This is a genomic window from Rhodovulum imhoffii, assembly GCF_003046545.1.
GTDB classification, from domain to species: domain Bacteria; phylum Pseudomonadota; class Alphaproteobacteria; order Rhodobacterales; family Rhodobacteraceae; genus Rhodovulum; species Rhodovulum imhoffii.
The window spans coordinates 45,411-62,111 of record NZ_QAAA01000011.1; the positions used below are offsets into that span (position 1 = coordinate 45,411).

Genomic DNA, 16,701 nt, shown 5'->3' on the forward strand with positions numbered 1-16,701 from the left:
CTTGGCGGCGCAAGATGTGGGGGGTGCGTGCGGAATGTCAATGCCGCAGGGGGCTAGCTGATCCGGCGCAGCAATCCACCCGCCTGCCGCGACACGCGGCCATCCAGTTCCAGCGCCAGAAGGGCCGGGGCGACCTGTGCCGGTTTCAGCCCCAGGTCACGGATCAGTTGATCTTCCGCCAGTGGCGCGGAACCGAGCCGGTCGAGAATGCGCGCGAGCAGGTCATTCGGAGGCGTGTGGGGGGAGGGTGTAGGGCGTGTCGCGCCGGGCGCGCGGGGTGGGGGAGGCTGCCGTGATTCGAACTTGGTCGGCCGGAACGGGCCAAGGGCCTCCAGCACATCGGCGGCCCCTTGTATGAGCGTTGCTCCATCGCGGATCAGGTGGTTGCAGCCGGTGGTCCGGGCATCGAACGGGTGGCCGGGCACGGCCATCACCTCGCGCCCGTAATCGGCGGCCATGCGTGCGGTCAGCAGGCTGCCGGATTTTGCCGCCGCCTCTACCACCACAACCGCACGGGACAGCCCGGCGATGATACGGTTGCGTTGGGGGAAGTTGCGTGCGACCGGCGCAAGACCGGGCGGATGCTCGCTCAGACGCAGTCCTTCGCGGGCGAGCGTTTCGTGGAGGTCGGCGTTTTCGGCCGGATAGATCACATCCAGTCCGCCAGCTTGCACCCCGATGGTGCCGTAGTCGAGCGCGCCAAGGTGCACTGCCCGGTCCACCCCGCGCGCAAGACCTGAAACGGCAACGACCCCGGCCTCCCCGAGATCGTGTGCCAGACGCCGGGCCATGCGGATGCCCAGGCTGGAGGCGTTGCGCGCCCCCACAATGGCGACCAACGGGCGGGAGAGGAGTGCCTGCCGCCCCAGCGCCCACAGGAAGGGGGGCGCATCGGGCAGATCGGCCAGATCGGCAGGGTAGCCGGGCAGGCCATGGGCCAGAGGGGTCGCGCCCAGCTTGCGCCCCTGCGCGAGTTCCCGGCAGGCAAGGTCTTCGGGCCAGGGGGTATAGCGGGAAACGCCCGCCCCGCGGGCGATGTTTGGCAAGGCCTCCAGTGCGGCGCGGGCGGAGCCATGTTCCCCCATCAGGCGGTGGTACGTGATGGCCCCTACGCGATGCGAGCGGATGAGACGAAGCCGGGAAATCAGGGAGTCTTCCTGGGGTGGTGCGAGGGGGTGGGTGGAAGAATTCATCTCCGCGATCTGGTGGCTTCGCTCATCCTGATCCCGACAATCGTGCGATAAGGTTAATGAAGGGTGAACAGTTCAGAACTTCTTTTGTTTTTAAAGCTCTGCTTCAGGTTGCGGCCCCGCCTACGGTCAGCCCGCCGATCATCAACGAAGGCTGTCCCACGCCCACGGGGACCCACTGACCCGCCTTGCCGCATGTGCCCACGCCGGGGTCCAGTGCCATGTCGTTGCCGATGGCGCGAATTTTCTTAAGAACCGTCGGGCCATCCCCAATCAGTGTTGCCCCCTTCACCGGGGCGATCACCCTGCCGTTTTTGACGCGGTAGGCTTCAGTGCAGGAAAAGACGAACTTTCCGTTGGTAATATCCACCTGCCCGCCGCCGAACCCGACCGCGTGAATCCCGTCTTCGAGACCGGCCACCATGTCGGCGGGCGTATCGGGACCGGACAGCATGTAGGTATTCGTCATGCGCGGCATCGGGGGATGGGCAAAGCTTTCCCGCCGCCCGTTGCCGGTCGGGGGGGTGCCCATCAGCCGGGCGTTTTGCCGGTCCTGCATGAAGCTTGCCAGCATGCCGTCTTCGATCAGCACGGTGCGTTGGCTGGGGGTGCCTTCGTCGTCGAAGGAGATGGAGCCGCGCCGGTCGGGCAGGGTGCCGTCATCGAGTACCGTCACGCCCCGTGCCGCGATCTGCTGGCCCATCAGCCCGGCGAAGGCGCTGCTTCCCTTGCGGTTGAAATCCCCCTCCAGCCCGTGGCCGATAGCCTCGTGCAGGAGGATGCCCGGCCAGCCGGGGCCAAGCACCACATCCATCACCCCGGCGGGTGCGGACTCCGCGACGAGGTTCACCAGTGCGATGCGCAACGCCTCCCGCGCGCTGGCCGTCCAGGTTTCAGGGGAGAGAAGCCCGGTCAGGCCCGCGCGCCCGCCGCAGCCGTGGCTGCCCGACTCACGGCGGCCGTTTTCCTCGACGATGACGGCGACATTCATGCGGCTGAGCGGGCGGATATCGCAGCGGAGTGTGCCGTCCGGACGCAGGATGGCGACCTCCTGCAGGGCGGTTGCCAGCGATGCGCTGACCTGTATGACCCGCGAATCCAGCCCGCGTGTATACGCGTCGATCTCGCGCAGAGTGTCGAGCCTGGCGGAAAATCCGGCTTCGGCCATCGGATCGGTGGAAGGATAAAGGCGGCGTTCGGTTTGCGCGGGCCCGGCGGCAAGCGTGCCGCCGCCCGCCCCCACTGCGAGGCGTGCCGTTTCGGCCGCACGTGTCAGCGCGGCGTGGGAAATTTCGGTTGAATGGGCATAACCCGACGCAGCCCCCCTGACTGCGCGCAGGCCAAAGCCCTCGGCCGCATCGTAGCTGGCGGTTTTGACGCGCCCGTCATCGAAGGCCAGCATCTCGGAGCGGCGGCGCTCCAGGAACAGCTCTCCGTCATCGGCACCTTCGGTCGCGGTTCGCAGGGTTTTCAGGGCCTGTGTCTGTTCCAGATGCGTCTCGAAAGGGCAAAAGGGAGGCTGTTGCATGGTGGCTCCGTTCGATTGAAGCGACAGGATAGAGCCTTTGCCGGGGGAAAGACAGGGCCGTTTCGCCCGCGCCTTCGGCGAGGATATTTGGGCCAAAGCAAACGGGGTGGGAGTGCTGTGCCCGGCGTGGGGTGACACGGCCCGCAGCTTGGCGTATCAGGCGGAAAGCAGAAGAACATAAGGCGGGTTCATGCGCTATGTTTCCACCCGGGGGATGGCCCCGGTACTGAGTTTCGAGGAAGCGATGCTGACCGGGTTGGCCCGGGACGGGGGGCTTTACGTCCCCGAAACCGTGCCGGCGATGGCCCCGGAGGACATCGCCGCGCTGGCCGGGATGAGCTATGAAGATGCCGCGTTCCGCATCATGTGGCCCTTCATTGGAGAGGCGTTCGGCGCGGAGGAATTTCACGCTGTTATTTCAAGGGCCTATGCGGGATTCGACCATGCCGCCCGCGCTCCGCTGGTGCAACTTGGGGTCAACCATTTCCTGCTGGAACTGTTCCATGGGCCGACGCTGGCCTTCAAGGATTTTGCCATGCAGATGATCGGCCAGTTGTTCCAGGCGGCGCTGGAACGGTCGGGCAAGCGGGTGACGATCGTGGGGGCCACCAGCGGCGATACCGGCTCCGCCGCGATCGAGGCGTTTCGCGGCCTCGACAATGTGGACGTGTTCATTCTGTTCCCCGAGGGGCGGGTTTCCGAGGTGCAGCGCCGCCAGATGACCACCCCGGCGGAATCCAATGTCCATGCGCTGGCGGTAAAAGGCGACTTCGACGATTGCCAGGCCCGCGTTAAAGACATGTTCAACGATTTCGCTTTCCGCGATGCGGTTGGGCTTGCGGGGGTGAACTCGATCAACTGGGCGCGGGTGCTGGCGCAGGTGGTGTACTATTTTACATCTGCCGTCAGTCTTGGCGCACCGCATCGGGCGGTGCGGTTCACCGTGCCCACGGGGAATTTCGGGGATATCTTTGCGGGTTACGTTGCGCACCGCATGGGACTGCCGGTGGAAAAGCTGGTCATCGCCACCAACCAGAACGATATTTTGCACCGTGCGCTGATCTCCGGGGCCTATCGGACGGAGGGGGTTGTGCCCTCCATCAGCCCGTCGATGGATATCCAGGTGTCTTCGAATTTCGAGCGGGTGCTGTTTGAGGCATATGGCCGGGATGGCGCCGCAGTGGTGCAGCAGATGGACGCCCTGAAGGCAGAGGGCGGTTTCGTCATCAGCCAGGGGGCGCTTGAGAACCTGCGGGAGGTTTTTGCCTCGGGGCGCTGCTCAGAGGAGGGGACCCGCGCCACCATCGCTGCGCTGCATGACGAAACCGGGCAGGTATTGTGCCCCCATTCCGCCGTGGGTGTGAAGGTCGCGCGTGAGCAACCCGAAAGCGCCGCACCGATGATCACGCTGGCCACCGCCCACCCGGCCAAGTTCCCCGATGCGGTGGCCAAGGCAACCGGGCAACGTCCGTCGCTGCCCCCGCGCCTGGCAGACCTGTTCGACCGCCCGGAGCGCATGACCACGATTGAAAACGACCTGAGCGCCATCGAGGCGTTTATCGAAGAAAGGCGCGCCAAGTGAGCGTAGAACTCCACCAACTGGAAAACGGTTTCCGTGTCGTGACTGAGCACATGCCGGGGATACAATCAGCGGCGGTTGGCATCTGGGTAAATGCGGGCGGGCGGGATGAGATGCCCGCGCAGAACGGTATTGCCCATTTCCTGGAGCACATGGCCTTCAAAGGGACGGACAAACGCAGTACGCTTGCGATTGCGGAGGCGATCGAGGATGTGGGCGGATATATCAATGCCTATACCTCCCGCGAGATGACGGCCTATTACGCGCGCGTGTTGCAGGCGGATGTGCCACTGGCCCTCGATGTGCTGGCCGATATTCTTCTGAACCCGCGTTTCGATCCTGCCGAGATCGAGGTGGAGCGGGGCGTTATCCTGCAAGAGATTGGGCAGGCCCTGGATACCCCCGACGATATCGTTTTCGACTGGCTGCAGGAGGCGGCCTATCCCGATCAGCCCATCGGGCGTACGATCCTTGGCCCGGCCGAACGGGTCGGGGCCTTTACCCGTGACGACCTTTTCGCCTTTATGCGCCAACATTACGCGCCGGACAGGATGATCCTTGCCGCGGCCGGGGCGGTGGACCACGATGCCATCGTACGCATCGCGGAAACGCTTTTCGGGCACCTGCCGGGCGGGGCCGTGGCGACTCAGGTTCCGGCCCGTTTCCGCGGGGGAGAGCGGCGCGTTGCCAAAAGGCTGGAGCAGGCCCACATGGCGATGGGGTTCGAATGCCCCAGTTGCCGGGATTCGGAGATCTACACGGCACAGATCTATACCGTGGCGATGGGGGGCGGAATGTCTTCACGGCTGTTCCAGGAACTGCGGGAAAAGCGGGGGCTGTGTTACACGGTCTTTGCGCAGGCCGGGGCCTATACGGACACCGGGCTTATCACTCTTTACGCGGGCACCAGCGGTGAGCAACTTCCCCAACTGGCCGACCTCACCATGACGGAACTGGCCCGCGCCGCCGAGGATATGACAACCGCTGAAGTCGCCCGCGCCCGCGCCCAGATGAAGGCCGGGTTGCTGATGGGGCTGGAAAGCCCCTCGGCCCGGGCGGAGCGCCTGGCGCGGCTGATTTCTGTCTGGAACCGCGTGCCGGGGCTGGAGGAAACCGTCGCCCATATCGATTCGGTCACCACCGGCGATGTGCGGGCCTTCGCGGGGGCCTTGGCCCATAGCGGCCAGGCGGCGCTGGCACTTTACGGGCCGGTGGATGCGGCCCCCGCGCTGGCGGCGCTGCAAGACAGGCTGGCTGCCTGATGCTTGCACGGCGCAAGAAGGTCCGGCTGGAGACAGAGCGCATGACCCTGCGTCCGCCCGTGCATTCGGATTATGGCGCCTGGGCCGCCCTGCGCGAGGCCAGTGCCAGTTTTCTCATCCCGTGGGAACCCGCCTGGACAAATGACCACCTGACCCGAAAGGCGTTCACAAACCGGGTTTACTGGGCGCAGAGGTCGATCACGTCGGAGACAGGTGTGCCGCTGTTCATGTTTCGCCGCGCCGATGAGGCGCTTGTGGGCGCGATCACACTTGATCACATTCGCCGGGGGCCGGCGCAGGCGGGCACGCTGGGCTACTGGACCGGCGCGCCCTTTGCCCGGCAGGGATTCATGCGCGAGGCAATCGAGGCGCTGGTCCATTACGCTTTCGCGGGGCTGGATCTCTCCCGGATCGAAGCCGCCTGCCTGCCCGAAAACATCGCCTCCCGCGGGGTGCTGGAGAAATCGGGCTTCAAGTATGAAGGTGTGGCGCAAAGTTATCTGCAGATCAACGGGCGCTGGCGCAACCATGTCCTGTACGCCAATCTGCGCGGAGATCGGCGGGGGCGTGCGCAGGTGTGACTTGCACCCCGGCCCGTGCCCGTGCTTCATCGGGGAAAGGAGGCCCCGATGACCCCCGCCACGGAAATTGCCGAAACCCTGCGCGCCCGTCTGCCCGAGGCGGCCTTCCGCCCGCTGACCCCCACCTATCTGGAGGAGCCGAGGGGGCGTTTTACAGGGCAGGGCGGGGTGCTGGTTGCGCCGGGCTCCACCGCCGAGGTGGCCGATGTCGTGCGTAGCTGCGCTGCGGCGCGGGTGGCCGTGGTGCCCTATGGTGGTGGAACCGGGCTGGTGGGCGGACAGATCATGGCCGGAGGGGCGGCGCCGGTGATTCTGTCGCTGGAGCGCATGCGCGCGATCCGTGCCGTTTCTCCCGGTGAAAATGTCCTGATTGCCGAAGCGGGGGCAATTCTCTCGGATGTGCAGGACGCGGCGGAGGATGCCGGGCGTCTTTTCCCGTTATCTCTGGCGTCGGAAGGATCGGCGCGGATCGGGGGGGTGTTGTCCACCAATGCGGGTGGGGTGAACGTGCTGCGTTATGGCAATGCGCGGGATTTGTGCCTGGGGGTGGAAGCCGTTTTGCCCGATGGTTCGGTGTTGAACGGGCTCAGACGGCTGCGCAAGGACAATACCGGCTACGATCTGCGCCACCTTCTGATCGGGGCAGAGGGTACGCTGGGCGTCATCACCGCTGCCGCCCTGCGGCTGTTTCCCCGCCCGGCCCACATCGGGGCGGCCCTGATGGTGGTGCGCGACCCGCAGGCGGCCCTGGACCTTCTTTCCATCGCCGGGGCGCAGATCGGGGAGGGGGTTTCAGCCTTCGAACTGATCCACCGCATGGGGCTGGATTTCCTGTCGGAAACCCTGCCGGAAGTCCGTCAGCCCTTCGCGCAGAAGCCTGAATGGATGGTCCTGGTGGATCTCGGGCTTGGCAGCCAGGATCCGGCAGAGGCGCTGGAGGCGCTGTTTGTCGCGGGGCAGGAGGCGGGGCTGGTCAGCGATGGCCTGATCGCGCAGTCACAGGCCCAAAGGCAGGATTTCTGGGTGCTGCGGGAGGCCATCCCGGCGGCGAATCGGCGGATCGGGTCGATCTCGTCCCACGATATTTCCTTGCCGCTCTCGGAATTGCCGGGGTTCATTGCGCGTGGCGCCCCGGCCCTGGCGCGGCTGGGGACATTCCGTATCAACTGTTTCGGGCATCTGGGGGACGGAAACCTGCACTACAACGTCTTCCCGCCCAAGGGACAGGATCGCGCCACGTTCGAACCCCTGCGGGGGCAGATCAAACGCTGCGTGCATGACCTTGTGCACGAGATGGGAGGGTCGGTCAGTGCCGAACATGGCATCGGGCGGCTGAAGGTCGAGGATCTCGAACGCTATGCCGACCCTGCAAAACTGGCCACGATGCGCGCCGTGAAAGATGCGCTGGACCCGGTCGGCATCATGAATCCGGGAGTGATGCTTCGGGTGTGATTCTTACAGACCCTCGTAGGTGCACAGGGCATGAACGTCCATGCCCAGATCCTCCAGCTTTTTCCGGCCACCCAGATCGGGCAGGTCCACGATGAAGGCACAGCCCACTACTTCCGCACCCAACCGCTCCACCAGCTTGATGCCGGCCTCGGCCGTCCCGCCAGTGGCCAGAAGGTCATCGACGATCAGAACCTTTTCCCCCGCACTCAGCGCGTCGTCGTGGATTTCCACGACCGCTTCGCCATATTCGAGCTGGTATTCCTCTGCGATGGTGGCGGCGGGCAGCTTGCCTTTCTTGCGCACCGGCACGAAGCCTTTGGAAAGCTGGTGCGCGATTGCCCCGCCAAGAATGAACCCGCGAGCTTCCAGCCCCACGACCCGGTCGATCTGCTGACCGGCATAGGGGTGCAGCATCTGGTCGATCGCCATGCGAAAGCCGCGGGGGTCGGCGAACAGGGTCGTCACGTCCCGGAACAGAATGCCTTCGTGGGGGAAATCCACGATGGTGCGAATGTAATCCTTGACGGAGAAACTGTTGGGCATGACGGGCCTCTTCACTGTTGTCCGAGGCCCGTCATGGACGATGCTCGCGCCCCGCGCAAGGGCACGCTATGCCGCAAGCGTTATCCGCGTGAGGTTCGGAAGTACCTATAGAACTTGTCCGAAATCCACATCAGATGAGGTTTACGCCAGTCCATACGATCACGGATCAGCATTGCCTGTGCCGTGTTCAGGTTCATTTTTCCGTTCCTTTTCCCGATCCTTTGGCGCATAACTGCGCTGGAGACGTATGTACAGTGTATATACATTGCATATGCAAAAGTCAAGACCGGGGACGGGAACTGGCCTATGGGCAAGAAATCCGGCAAGAAAGACAGCCAGCTTATCCTGCGGCTGGACAAGGATGAACGCGACGCCTTTGTCGACCTGTGCAAAAGGATGGACAGCAGCGCCTCGCGCGAAATCCGGGGCTTCATCCGCAAATTCATGAAAGACCATGACAAGGGATAGGCCGGGGTGCCCCCCCCGGCCATTCGGATCAGCCGTTCAGTACCCGTCCGGCAACGGCATCCAGCTTTGCCAGAAGCGCCGGGTCGCGTTTTTCAGGGGCGGTCAGGATGGCGTAGTCCAGCGCCCGGTCGCAGCCTTTTTCGCAAGGCTCGTAGGGGCCGGTCAAGGCAGGCAGGCGGGCGATCATCGCACGGGCCTTGTCGGCGTTGCCGGTCAGCGTCTTGACGATGTCGCCCACATCAACGGCGTCATGGTCGGGGTGCCAGCAGTCGTAATCGGTGACCATGGCGATGGAGGCGTAACAAATCTCTGCCTCACGGGCGAGCTTGGCCTCAGGCATGTTGGTCATGCCGATCACGTCGCAGCCCCAGTTTTCCCGGTAGAGTTTAGATTCCGCCAGTGTGGAGAATTGCGGCCCCTCCATGGCGAGATAGGTTCCGCCCACATGAACGGTAATACCCTCGTCCCGGCAAGCCTGCAGGCAGGCCGCCGAAAGCCGCCCGCAAACCGGATGCGCGACGCTGGCATGGGCGACGCAGCCGGTTCCGAAAAAGCTTTTCTCCCGCGCGAAGGTGCGGTCGATGAACTGATCCACGACAACGAAATCGCCCGGTGCCATATCTTCGCGGAATGATCCGCAGGCCGAGACGGAGACGATTTCCGTTACCCCAAGCCGCTTCATCGCATCGATATTGGCACGATAGGGAACGGTTGTCGGCGACAGGTAATGCCCCCGCCCGTGCCGCGGCAGGAAGGCCATCTTCACGCCGTCCAGCGTACCGACCAGAATTTCGTCCGATGGTGTGCCCCACGGGCTTTCCACCGCCTGCCAGCGGGCGTCCTCCAGCCCGGCGATCTCGTATACGCCCGAGCCGCCGATCACCCCGATCATACGTTCCATGGCTATTGCCTCTTTTGTTTTTTCCGGTTCGGTTGTAGGGGCGCTGACGCGCCGAGGGAAGCCTCTGTGCTGCCGCAGGGGTGGGTTTGCCCCGGCTGGGGCGGCGTGTTAGGGGGCGAGGGCGGAGCAGGCGGGACGGGCCATGAACATTCACGAGGAAACCCCGGAGGACCGGTGGGAGGTCGAGGCGCTTTACGACCTCTGCTTTGCGCCGGGGCGCGAGGCGCTGTCCTCTTACCGTTTGCGCGACGGCGTGCCCCCGGTGGCGGATCTGTGCCTTCTGATGCGGGACGAGAACGGGATCGTCGCCGCCGCGATCCGTCACTGGCCCGTGCGCGTGGGAGGCGCGCGGGTGCTGTTGCTGGGGCCGGTCGCCGTGCACCCGACCCATCAGGGAGAAGGGCTGGGTGCGGCTCTGATCCGCGAATCTGTCGCCCGTGCGGCCGCGCGGGGCTGGCGGCGGGTGATGCTGGTGGGGGATGCACCCTATTACGGTCGTTTCGGGTTCACCCGCCTCGACGGGGTCGAGATGCCCCCCCCCACAAACCCCGACAGGGTGTTGGGGCTGCCGCTTTTGCCTGACGCATGGGATGGGGTTCGCGGCAAGGTTTCCCGCGACGCGGATTAGTCGCGATGGCGAAGCCAGTCCATGACCGCGGGGCGTACCGATTGCACCCCGCTGGCACGGGCCGCGTCGATCACCGCACGGGCCTCGGCCAGGTTGGCCTTGCGCAGCATGTGCTTGACCGGTCCGATCGAAGCGGGCCGCATTGACAGCGCCCTCAGCCCGATGGCGGCAAAACACAAGGCTTCTACCGGGCGGCCGGCATCCTCCCCGCAGAAGGATAACGGTGTGTCGGTGTCGCGGCAGCGTTCGACGATTTGTTCGAGCAAACTCAGGAAGCTGACATTCAGCGTGTCGTAGCGGCGGCGGACGCGTTCGTTTTCACGGTCGGCGGCAAAGAAAAACTGCTTGAGGTCATTGCCCCCGATGGAGATGAAATCCGCCAGTTCGTAAAATTGCCGGGGCGCGAAGGCGACCGAGGGCGTCTCCAGCATCGCGCCGATCTCCAGCTTGCTGGGCAGCGGGCGGCCCAGACGGTCCTCCCGCTCGATTTCCCGCAGCAGATGGTCGCGGGCAAGGCGAAATTCGTCCAGTTGCGCGATGAAGGGGAACATTACCGTCAGGCGCCGCCCGTTTGCCGCCCGGATCAGCGCCTGCAACTGCATCCGCATCACGCCGGGCTTGTCCAGCCCAACCCGGATCGCACGCCAGCCCATCGCCGGGTTGGGCTCATCCTGCGGTTTCATGTAGGGCAGAACCTTGTCCGATCCGATATCGAGCGTGCGAAAGACCACGCGCTTGTCGCCGGCGGCCTCCATCACCCGGCTGTAAAGGGCGGCCAATTCCCCGCGCCGCGGCACCTTGGAGCGCACGAGAAACTGAAGCTCGGTCCGGAACAGGCCGACCCCCTCCGCGCCCGAGCTCTGCAGCGATGGCAGATCGGCCATCAGCCCGGCATTCATATGCAGCGCGATGGTGGTGCCGCACAGGGTTTTCGCGGGCTCCTTGCGGATCGAGGCATAGCGGCGCTGGGCCTTTGCCTGCATCGCCATCTTGTCCTTGAAGGCGTTGATGACGGTTTCTTCGGGCCGCAGGTGGATGATGCCTTGTTCGCCGTCCAGCATGATGTGGTCGCCGTTCAGGGCCTCCGTCGTGATGCGCCCGGCATTGATGATCAGCGGTATCGACAATGCCCGCGCGACGACCGCCGCGTGGCTGCCGACCGAGCCTTCCTCCAGCACGATGCCACGCAGGCTGCGCCCGTAATCAAGCAACTCTCCGGGGCCGATGTTGCGGGCGATCAGTATCGGGTCGGCAGGGCGTTCCGCCCCGGTATCTTCGCCCTGGCCTGTCAGGATGCGCAGCAGCCGGTTGGACAGGTCATCCAGATCGTGCAGCCGTTCCCGCAGATAGGGGTCGGGTACCATTTGCATCCGCGTGCGTGCCGCGGATTGTTCTTTTTCCACAGCGGCTTCGGCGGAAAGCCCCGCGCCTATGCCTTCTTCCATCCGGCGCTTCCACCCGCGGGAGTTGGCGAACATCCGGTACGCTTCGAGAACCTGCAACTGTTCTTTGTCGCCCCCCGGCGCCGCATTCAGCATTTCGTCGACCGAGACACGCAACTGATCGATCGCCTCTCCCATCCGGCGCAGTTCCACCTGTGGGTCCTCGGCGATCGGGGTTGTCACGACCACCCGTGGTTCGTGCAGCCAGACATGGCCCTCGGTCACACCTTCCTGCGCGACGGTGCCCCGGAAGATTGCCGGACGCTGGTGCAAGGCCGAAAGCGCCTCGCCCTCGCCGACGAAGGCGCCCAGCTCCGTCATTTCGGCCAGAACCATGGCCACGACTTCCAGCGCATAGACCTCGTCGTCGGAATACTGGCGGCCTTCGCGCGCCTGGACCACCAGCACGCCCAGTCGCTCTCCCAGTCGCTGGATCGGCACGCCAAGGAAGGAGGAAAACACCTCCTCCCCCGTTTCCGGCATGTAGCGGAAGCCGCGTTCCTGCGGGGCGTTGCCGGTATTGAGCGGCTGGGACGTCTTGGCCACCCGCCCGACAAGCCCTTCGCCGACGCGAAGGCGCGTTTTGTGGACGGCTCCGGGGTTAAGGCCCTCTGTTGCGCAAAGCTCAAGGGTGTCGGGGTCCCTGAACAGGTAGACAGAGCAAACATCCGTGCCCATCTGTCCCGCGATCAGGGTTGTTATGCGGTCCAGCCGTTCCTGTCCCTGGCCGGGTTCGGCAAGGGCCGTGCGCAGGTGGCGCAACAGGTTACGACTGACGCTTTCCGTTCTTTCGGGCATCTGCCCCCGTCAGGCTGCGTTTTCCAATCCGAACGCATCATGGAGGGCTTGCACCGCAAGTTCCATATATTTCCGGTCGATCAAAACGGAAATCTTGATCTCGGACGTCGTGATGACCTTGATGTTGATCCCTTCGGCGGACAACGCCTTGAACATCTTGCTGGCCACGCCGGCGTGACTGCGCATGCCGATCCCGACGACCGAAACCTTGGCCACATCCGTATCGGCGACGAGATCGCGGAAGTTGATTCCACCCGCGGTCATCGCGTCGCGCAGGGCCTTTTCGGCACGTTTCACGTGATCGACCGGGCAGGAGAAGGTCATGTCGGTGCGGCCTTCCTCGCTGATGTTCTGTACGATCATGTCGACATTCACACCGGCCTGGGCGAGGGGGCCGAAAATGGCCGCCGCGATGCCGGGCCGGTCGGCCACGGAGATGAGTGTCATCTTGGCCTCGTCGCGCTGGTAGGCGACGCCTGAAACCACGTTGTTTTCCATGATGTCCTCCTCGTCGCAGACGAGCGTACCAGAATTTTCGTCAATATCCTCGAAGCTTGAAAGCACGCGCAGGCGCACCTTGTAGCGCATCGCCAGTTCGACCGACCGTGTCTGAAGGACCTTCGCGCCAAGGCTCGCCAGTTCCAGCATTTCCTCGAACGCGATGCGGTCGAGTTTGCGCGCCTTGCTTTCGATCCGGGGGTCGGTGGTGTAAACGCCGTTCACATCGGTGTAAATGTCGCAACGTTCGGCATCGAAAGCCGCCGCGAAAGCAACCGCGGTGGTATCCGACCCGCCGCGCCCCAATGTCGTGATGCGGCCCTCGGGGCTGATCCCCTGGAACCCCGCGACAACGGCAACCCGCATACCTTCGGCGAATTTGGCGTCGATATTGGTGCGGGGGATTTCCTCGATCCGCGCGGCGGAGTGGGACGAGTTCGTCCTCAGCGGCACTTGCCAGCCTTGCCAGCTGCGCGCCGGGATGTCCATTTCCTGCAAGGTCAGCGCCATCAGCCCGGCGGTGATGTTTTCGCCCGAACTGACCACCGCGTCATACTCACGGGCGTCGAACAACGGCGAGGTCTGCTCAACCCAGCCCACCAGCTCGTTGGTCTTGCCTGACATCGCAGACACGATCACGATGACGTCATAGCCGTTTTCCACCTCACGCCGGACTTTTTCGGCGGCATTGCGGATACGCCCCAGGTCGGCCACCGAAGTGCCCCCGAATTTCATCACAAGAACCGGCATATTTGCCCTTTTCGCCCAGTTTTGCGTCCCGCACCGTCTAGGCGAAGCGGGGGCGAAGGGCAAGATCAATAGGGGTGGGTTTGTCCGTCCCAGGTTTCGAAACAACCGGTATTGTGCATCGACAGTGCCGAAAACCGCGCCCGCAGACCGGCGGTCGCCTCTTCAACACCGATTTTTGCGTTGTGCCCACCCATTTCGGTACGTACCCATCCGGGATGATAGACGCCCACCGCGATCCCGAGATGGCGCAGGTCGTTGGCCAGGTTCAGCCCAAGGTTCAGGACCGCCGCTTTCGAGGCGCGGTAGATGTAGCAGCCGCTGAATTCCTCCCGCCCCGCCGCGCGGGTGTCCGACCCCATCTGGGAGGACAGGATGGCGATTTTCGGCACATCGGAAAGCTGAAGGTTCGTCAGCAGGTTCTGGACCGTCAGGAAGACGCCGGTCACATTGGTGGCGAAGGTGTCCGCCCACATTTGCGGCGGATAGCCGTCTGCGAGGCGTTCCTCCCGATCCGGGAAGATCCCCGCGTTGCAGACCACGAGATCGATCCGCCGTCCGCTCAGCGCCCGGACGAGCGCGGCGAAGGACGAAAGGTTGGTCACGTCCAGTGGCAGAATCTCGGCGCCGTCGACCTCGTGCCCGGTGCCGGAGCGGGTGGTGCCGATCACCGGTTCGCCCGCCGCGGCGTAATCCTTCAGCAATTGCAGGCCGATGCCGCGAGAGGTTCCGGTGATCAGGGTTGTCATGGCGACCTCTCAGTTGGTCTTTCGGCGGGGTGCGAAGGGCAATGGCGCAACGGGGATACCCTCCTCGATCAGGGCGCGGGCCTCCTCGGGGCGGGCTTCGCCGTGGATGCTGCGATGGGGCGCATCGCCGGCGTGAATCTCGCGGGCTTCCTGTGCAAAGCGCAGCCCGACATACTCGGAATTTTTCTCCACCTCCCGGCGCAGCGCGGCAAGTTTGCGCTCTGTGTCCGTGGTCGGGGTGGAAAGAGGCGTCTTGCGGGGCTTCACCACGCCCGGCGCCATCAGGTCCTTGCGCACATCGGCGCATCCACAGGTCACGCAGGAGACCATGCCCCGGGTCAGGAGCGTGTCAAAAGCCTCGGCGGACTGGAACCAGCTGTCGAAGCTGTGGCCGTTGGCGCAGGTCAGGCTGTAACGGATCATGGGCGACTCTTGCTGCAATGGTCAGAAGATAGGCATTTCCCCGTCAAACGCAAAGAGATCCGGAGCTGTGACTTTCCGCGCATCGACTTTCCGGGACGGCATGCCCAGACTGTGTCGGGGAGGTGTCGCGATGAAACGCAAAAACAGGCGGGGCGGGGCGTGTGCCGCTGGAAATGTGCGGAGTGTTTCATGAACTGGGTGGTTCTGCCCCACGAAGGGCTTGGCCCGTTGCGGTTCGGCATGGCGCCGTCCGAGGTTGCCGTACAGACGGGAATGGGCCGCCCCCGGCACGTCTATTATGGGCGTGCGGGCAGCACGATGGAATATCGCGGTCTTGGAGTCCCGTTGTGTGAGTTCGAGGGCGGCGCGCTGACGCGTATCCGCACCGGCCGGCAGCTTGGTGCGGTTGTCTTCAACGGTATCGACCTGTACGCGGCCGCGCCGGGTGAGGTCCTCCGGTTTCTCGAAGCGGTCGCGGGGCAGGCCGAGATGTTTCGCGAGATCCTGTTGTTTCGTGGCCTCGGTCTCGGCCTGTCGGGGTTTTACGACCCTTGCGACGGCCGTTTCTGCAATCCCGCGGTCGATACCCACGATGAGCGGGCGATCACGCTCTATCCATCCCAACAGCCTGTCGTGGACCATTCGGAGCCGATCAGTTTTGTCTAGGGCATTGCGCGGCCGGCCCGGCCCGGCAGGCCGAACAATGGGGAAAGCCGGTCCACGACCTTGTCGGGTGGGGTGCTGCCAAACGGGGCAAGGGCGCGGGCGGCAGCGGCGGTCATCGCGGTCAGGTCGTTTTCGGCCAGGTCGTGGAGGATACGGCTGAGGTCTGCCGCATCGCCTATTCTTCGGCTGCCGCCTTCGTGTTCCAGGGCGGCGTAGACCTCGGCGAAATTCGAAAGGTAAGGTCCATGCAACAGGGCTGCGCCATGGGCGGCGGGTTCGAACGGGGTGTGCCCCCCCTTGTCCACGAGAGACCCCCCGACGAAACACATCCCCGCCAGGGCATACCACAGATGCATCTCGCCCAGAGTGTCCGCCAGGTAGACCTGCGCCCCCGGCGCGTCGCCCCGCGAGCGGCGGGCGCAAGTCAGCCCGGCGTGCTGAATCAGGCGCTGAACCCGATCCCCGCGCCGGGGATGTCGCGGCGCAAGAATCAACCGTAGCGCCGGTCTCTCCGAGACTGCGCGTGCAAAACCATCAAGCAGGATCTCGTCCTCCCCCTCGTGGGTGGATGCGGCCAGCAGCGTTGTGCGGCGCGGGAAGTCCGGACGCAGATGGGCGATATCTTCCGGGGCGGTCGGGGACGCTACGGTGGATTTAAGGGTGATGACCGGGCCGAGCCGCGTCTCCGGCACGCCGAGCGCGGCGAACCGTGTGCGCGAGGCGCCGTCTTGCGGCAGGACGAGATCGAGCGTTTCCACAACCTTGCGTGTCAGCGCAGGCAGGCGTTGCCATCCCCGCAGGCTGCGCGCGGAAAGACGTCCGCCCAGGACCACCACCGGCCCGCGCCGTGCCATTTCCTTCAGGCGATTGGGCCAGAGTTCATTCTCGATGATGATGAGCCCCCTGGGGGCCCAGTTGGTCAGGAATCGCCGCAGTGCCAGCCGGTAATCGAGCGGAGCCAGCCGCACCGTCACCCGTTCGAGCCCCCAGGCCTGTGCCAGTGTCCGCCCCGACAGGCTGTTGCAGGTTACAAGAAGGTGCAGCGCCGGGTCGCGCTGCAAGAGCGTCTCGATCACCGGGCGCGCAGCGGCCAGCTCGCCGTTCGAGGCCGCGTGAATCCACACGACCCCCGCCGTGCCGGGGGGGCTGCCAAGACGTTCCCGCGTGCCGGGCTGCATCAGCAGGCGCACAGCCACGAACGGCGCCGCGAGGGCCAGGAGAATACGGTAGACGATCACGCCGGAAC

16 protein-coding genes are annotated in these 16,701 nt (G+C 64.7%); 7 read left to right on the forward strand and 9 right to left on the reverse strand.

What is annotated here, in order from left to right:
* Window positions 1–53: 53 nt before the first annotated feature.
* Both dprA and tldD read right to left on the reverse strand, forming a co-directional pair.
* The gene (dprA, locus tag C8N32_RS10080) at window positions 54–1,193 is read right to left on the reverse strand and encodes a DNA-processing protein DprA (RefSeq protein WP_107892864.1); all 1,140 of its coding nucleotides are present in this window, start codon (window positions 1,191–1,193) and stop codon (window positions 54–56) included.
* Between the two features lie 103 nt (window positions 1,194–1,296).
* A complete protein-coding gene (gene tldD / locus C8N32_RS10085; protein ID WP_107892865.1) occupies window positions 1,297–2,718 on the reverse strand; it encodes a metalloprotease TldD in 1,422 nt (473 codons plus the stop codon).
* A gap of 190 nt (window positions 2,719–2,908) precedes the next feature.
* Here tldD and thrC point away from each other — a divergent pair, with 190 nt between their 5' ends.
* The 4 genes from thrC to C8N32_RS10105 are packed head-to-tail and all read left to right on the forward strand — an operon-like array spanning window position 2,909 to window position 7,592.
* Entirely contained in the window at window positions 2,909–4,300 is a 1,392-nt protein-coding gene (gene thrC, locus C8N32_RS10090; protein WP_107892866.1) for a threonine synthase, read from the forward strand.
* Window positions 4,297–5,559 carry a M16 family metallopeptidase gene (locus C8N32_RS10095; protein WP_107892867.1) on the forward strand — a complete coding sequence of 421 codons (1,263 nt, stop codon included), beginning with the start codon at window positions 4,297–4,299 and terminating at the stop codon, window positions 5,557–5,559. The genes thrC and C8N32_RS10095 overlap by 4 nt, the downstream gene beginning before the upstream one ends.
* Window positions 5,559–6,140 (forward strand): GNAT family N-acetyltransferase, encoded by a 582-nt coding sequence (locus C8N32_RS10100; protein ID WP_107892868.1) that lies wholly within the window; start codon window positions 5,559–5,561, stop codon window positions 6,138–6,140. The genes C8N32_RS10095 and C8N32_RS10100 overlap by 1 nt, the downstream gene beginning before the upstream one ends.
* A 48-nt stretch (window positions 6,141–6,188) precedes the next feature.
* On the forward strand, window positions 6,189–7,592 hold the full coding sequence (locus tag C8N32_RS10105; RefSeq protein ID WP_107892869.1) for an FAD-binding oxidoreductase: 1,404 nt from the start codon (window positions 6,189–6,191) through the stop codon (window positions 7,590–7,592).
* A gap of 3 nt (window positions 7,593–7,595) precedes the next feature.
* Here C8N32_RS10105 and C8N32_RS10110 read toward each other — a convergent pair whose 3' ends face one another.
* Window positions 7,596–8,135, reverse strand: a complete 540-nt coding sequence (locus tag C8N32_RS10110; protein ID WP_107892870.1) for an adenine phosphoribosyltransferase — start codon at window positions 8,133–8,135, stop codon at window positions 7,596–7,598.
* A 306-nt stretch (window positions 8,136–8,441) separates the two neighbouring features.
* On the opposite strand from C8N32_RS10110, the gene C8N32_RS14980 reads away from it, so the two are divergent.
* Window positions 8,442–8,603 carry a hypothetical protein gene (locus C8N32_RS14980; protein WP_170106775.1) on the forward strand — a complete coding sequence of 54 codons (162 nt, stop codon included), beginning with the start codon at window positions 8,442–8,444 and terminating at the stop codon, window positions 8,601–8,603.
* A gap of 28 nt (window positions 8,604–8,631) precedes the next feature.
* Here the strand turns inward: C8N32_RS14980 and C8N32_RS10115 are convergent, their stop codons facing one another.
* Window positions 8,632–9,504: an S-methyl-5'-thioadenosine phosphorylase gene (locus tag C8N32_RS10115; protein WP_107892871.1), complete on the reverse strand. Its 873-nt coding sequence runs from the start codon at window positions 9,502–9,504 to the stop codon at window positions 8,632–8,634.
* A 142-nt stretch (window positions 9,505–9,646) separates the two neighbouring features.
* On the opposite strand from C8N32_RS10115, the gene C8N32_RS10120 reads away from it, so the two are divergent.
* Entirely contained in the window at window positions 9,647–10,132 is a 486-nt protein-coding gene (locus C8N32_RS10120) for a GNAT family N-acetyltransferase (protein WP_107892872.1), read from the forward strand.
* Here C8N32_RS10120 and ptsP read toward each other — a convergent pair.
* From ptsP to C8N32_RS10140, 4 genes are all read right to left on the reverse strand, one after another.
* On the reverse strand, window positions 10,129–12,372 hold the full coding sequence (ptsP, locus tag C8N32_RS10125; RefSeq protein WP_107892873.1) for a phosphoenolpyruvate--protein phosphotransferase: 2,244 nt from the start codon (window positions 12,370–12,372) through the stop codon (window positions 10,129–10,131). The genes C8N32_RS10120 and ptsP overlap by 4 nt on opposite strands.
* A gap of 9 nt (window positions 12,373–12,381) precedes the next feature.
* The gene (locus C8N32_RS10130) at window positions 12,382–13,620 is read right to left on the reverse strand and encodes an aspartate kinase (RefSeq protein WP_107892874.1); all 1,239 of its coding nucleotides are present in this window, start codon (window positions 13,618–13,620) and stop codon (window positions 12,382–12,384) included.
* A 65-nt stretch (window positions 13,621–13,685) separates the two neighbouring features.
* Complete coding sequence (locus tag C8N32_RS10135) at window positions 13,686–14,366, reverse strand: SDR family NAD(P)-dependent oxidoreductase (protein ID WP_107892875.1); 681 nt, start codon at window positions 14,364–14,366, stop codon at window positions 13,686–13,688.
* A gap of 9 nt (window positions 14,367–14,375) precedes the next feature.
* On the reverse strand, window positions 14,376–14,789 hold the full coding sequence (locus C8N32_RS10140; protein WP_107892876.1) for a DUF1178 family protein: 414 nt from the start codon (window positions 14,787–14,789) through the stop codon (window positions 14,376–14,378).
* Between the two features lie 189 nt (window positions 14,790–14,978).
* Here C8N32_RS10140 and C8N32_RS10145 point away from each other — a divergent pair, with 189 nt between their 5' ends.
* The gene (locus C8N32_RS10145; protein WP_107892877.1) at window positions 14,979–15,455 is read left to right on the forward strand and encodes a hypothetical protein; all 477 of its coding nucleotides are present in this window, start codon (window positions 14,979–14,981) and stop codon (window positions 15,453–15,455) included.
* On the opposite strand, the gene C8N32_RS10150 is transcribed toward C8N32_RS10145, so the two are convergent.
* Window positions 15,452–16,693 carry a 3-deoxy-D-manno-octulosonic acid transferase gene (locus tag C8N32_RS10150; protein WP_170106776.1) on the reverse strand — a complete coding sequence of 414 codons (1,242 nt, stop codon included), beginning with the start codon at window positions 16,691–16,693 and terminating at the stop codon, window positions 15,452–15,454. The genes C8N32_RS10145 and C8N32_RS10150 overlap by 4 nt on opposite strands.
* Window positions 16,694–16,701: the final 8 nt, after the last annotated feature.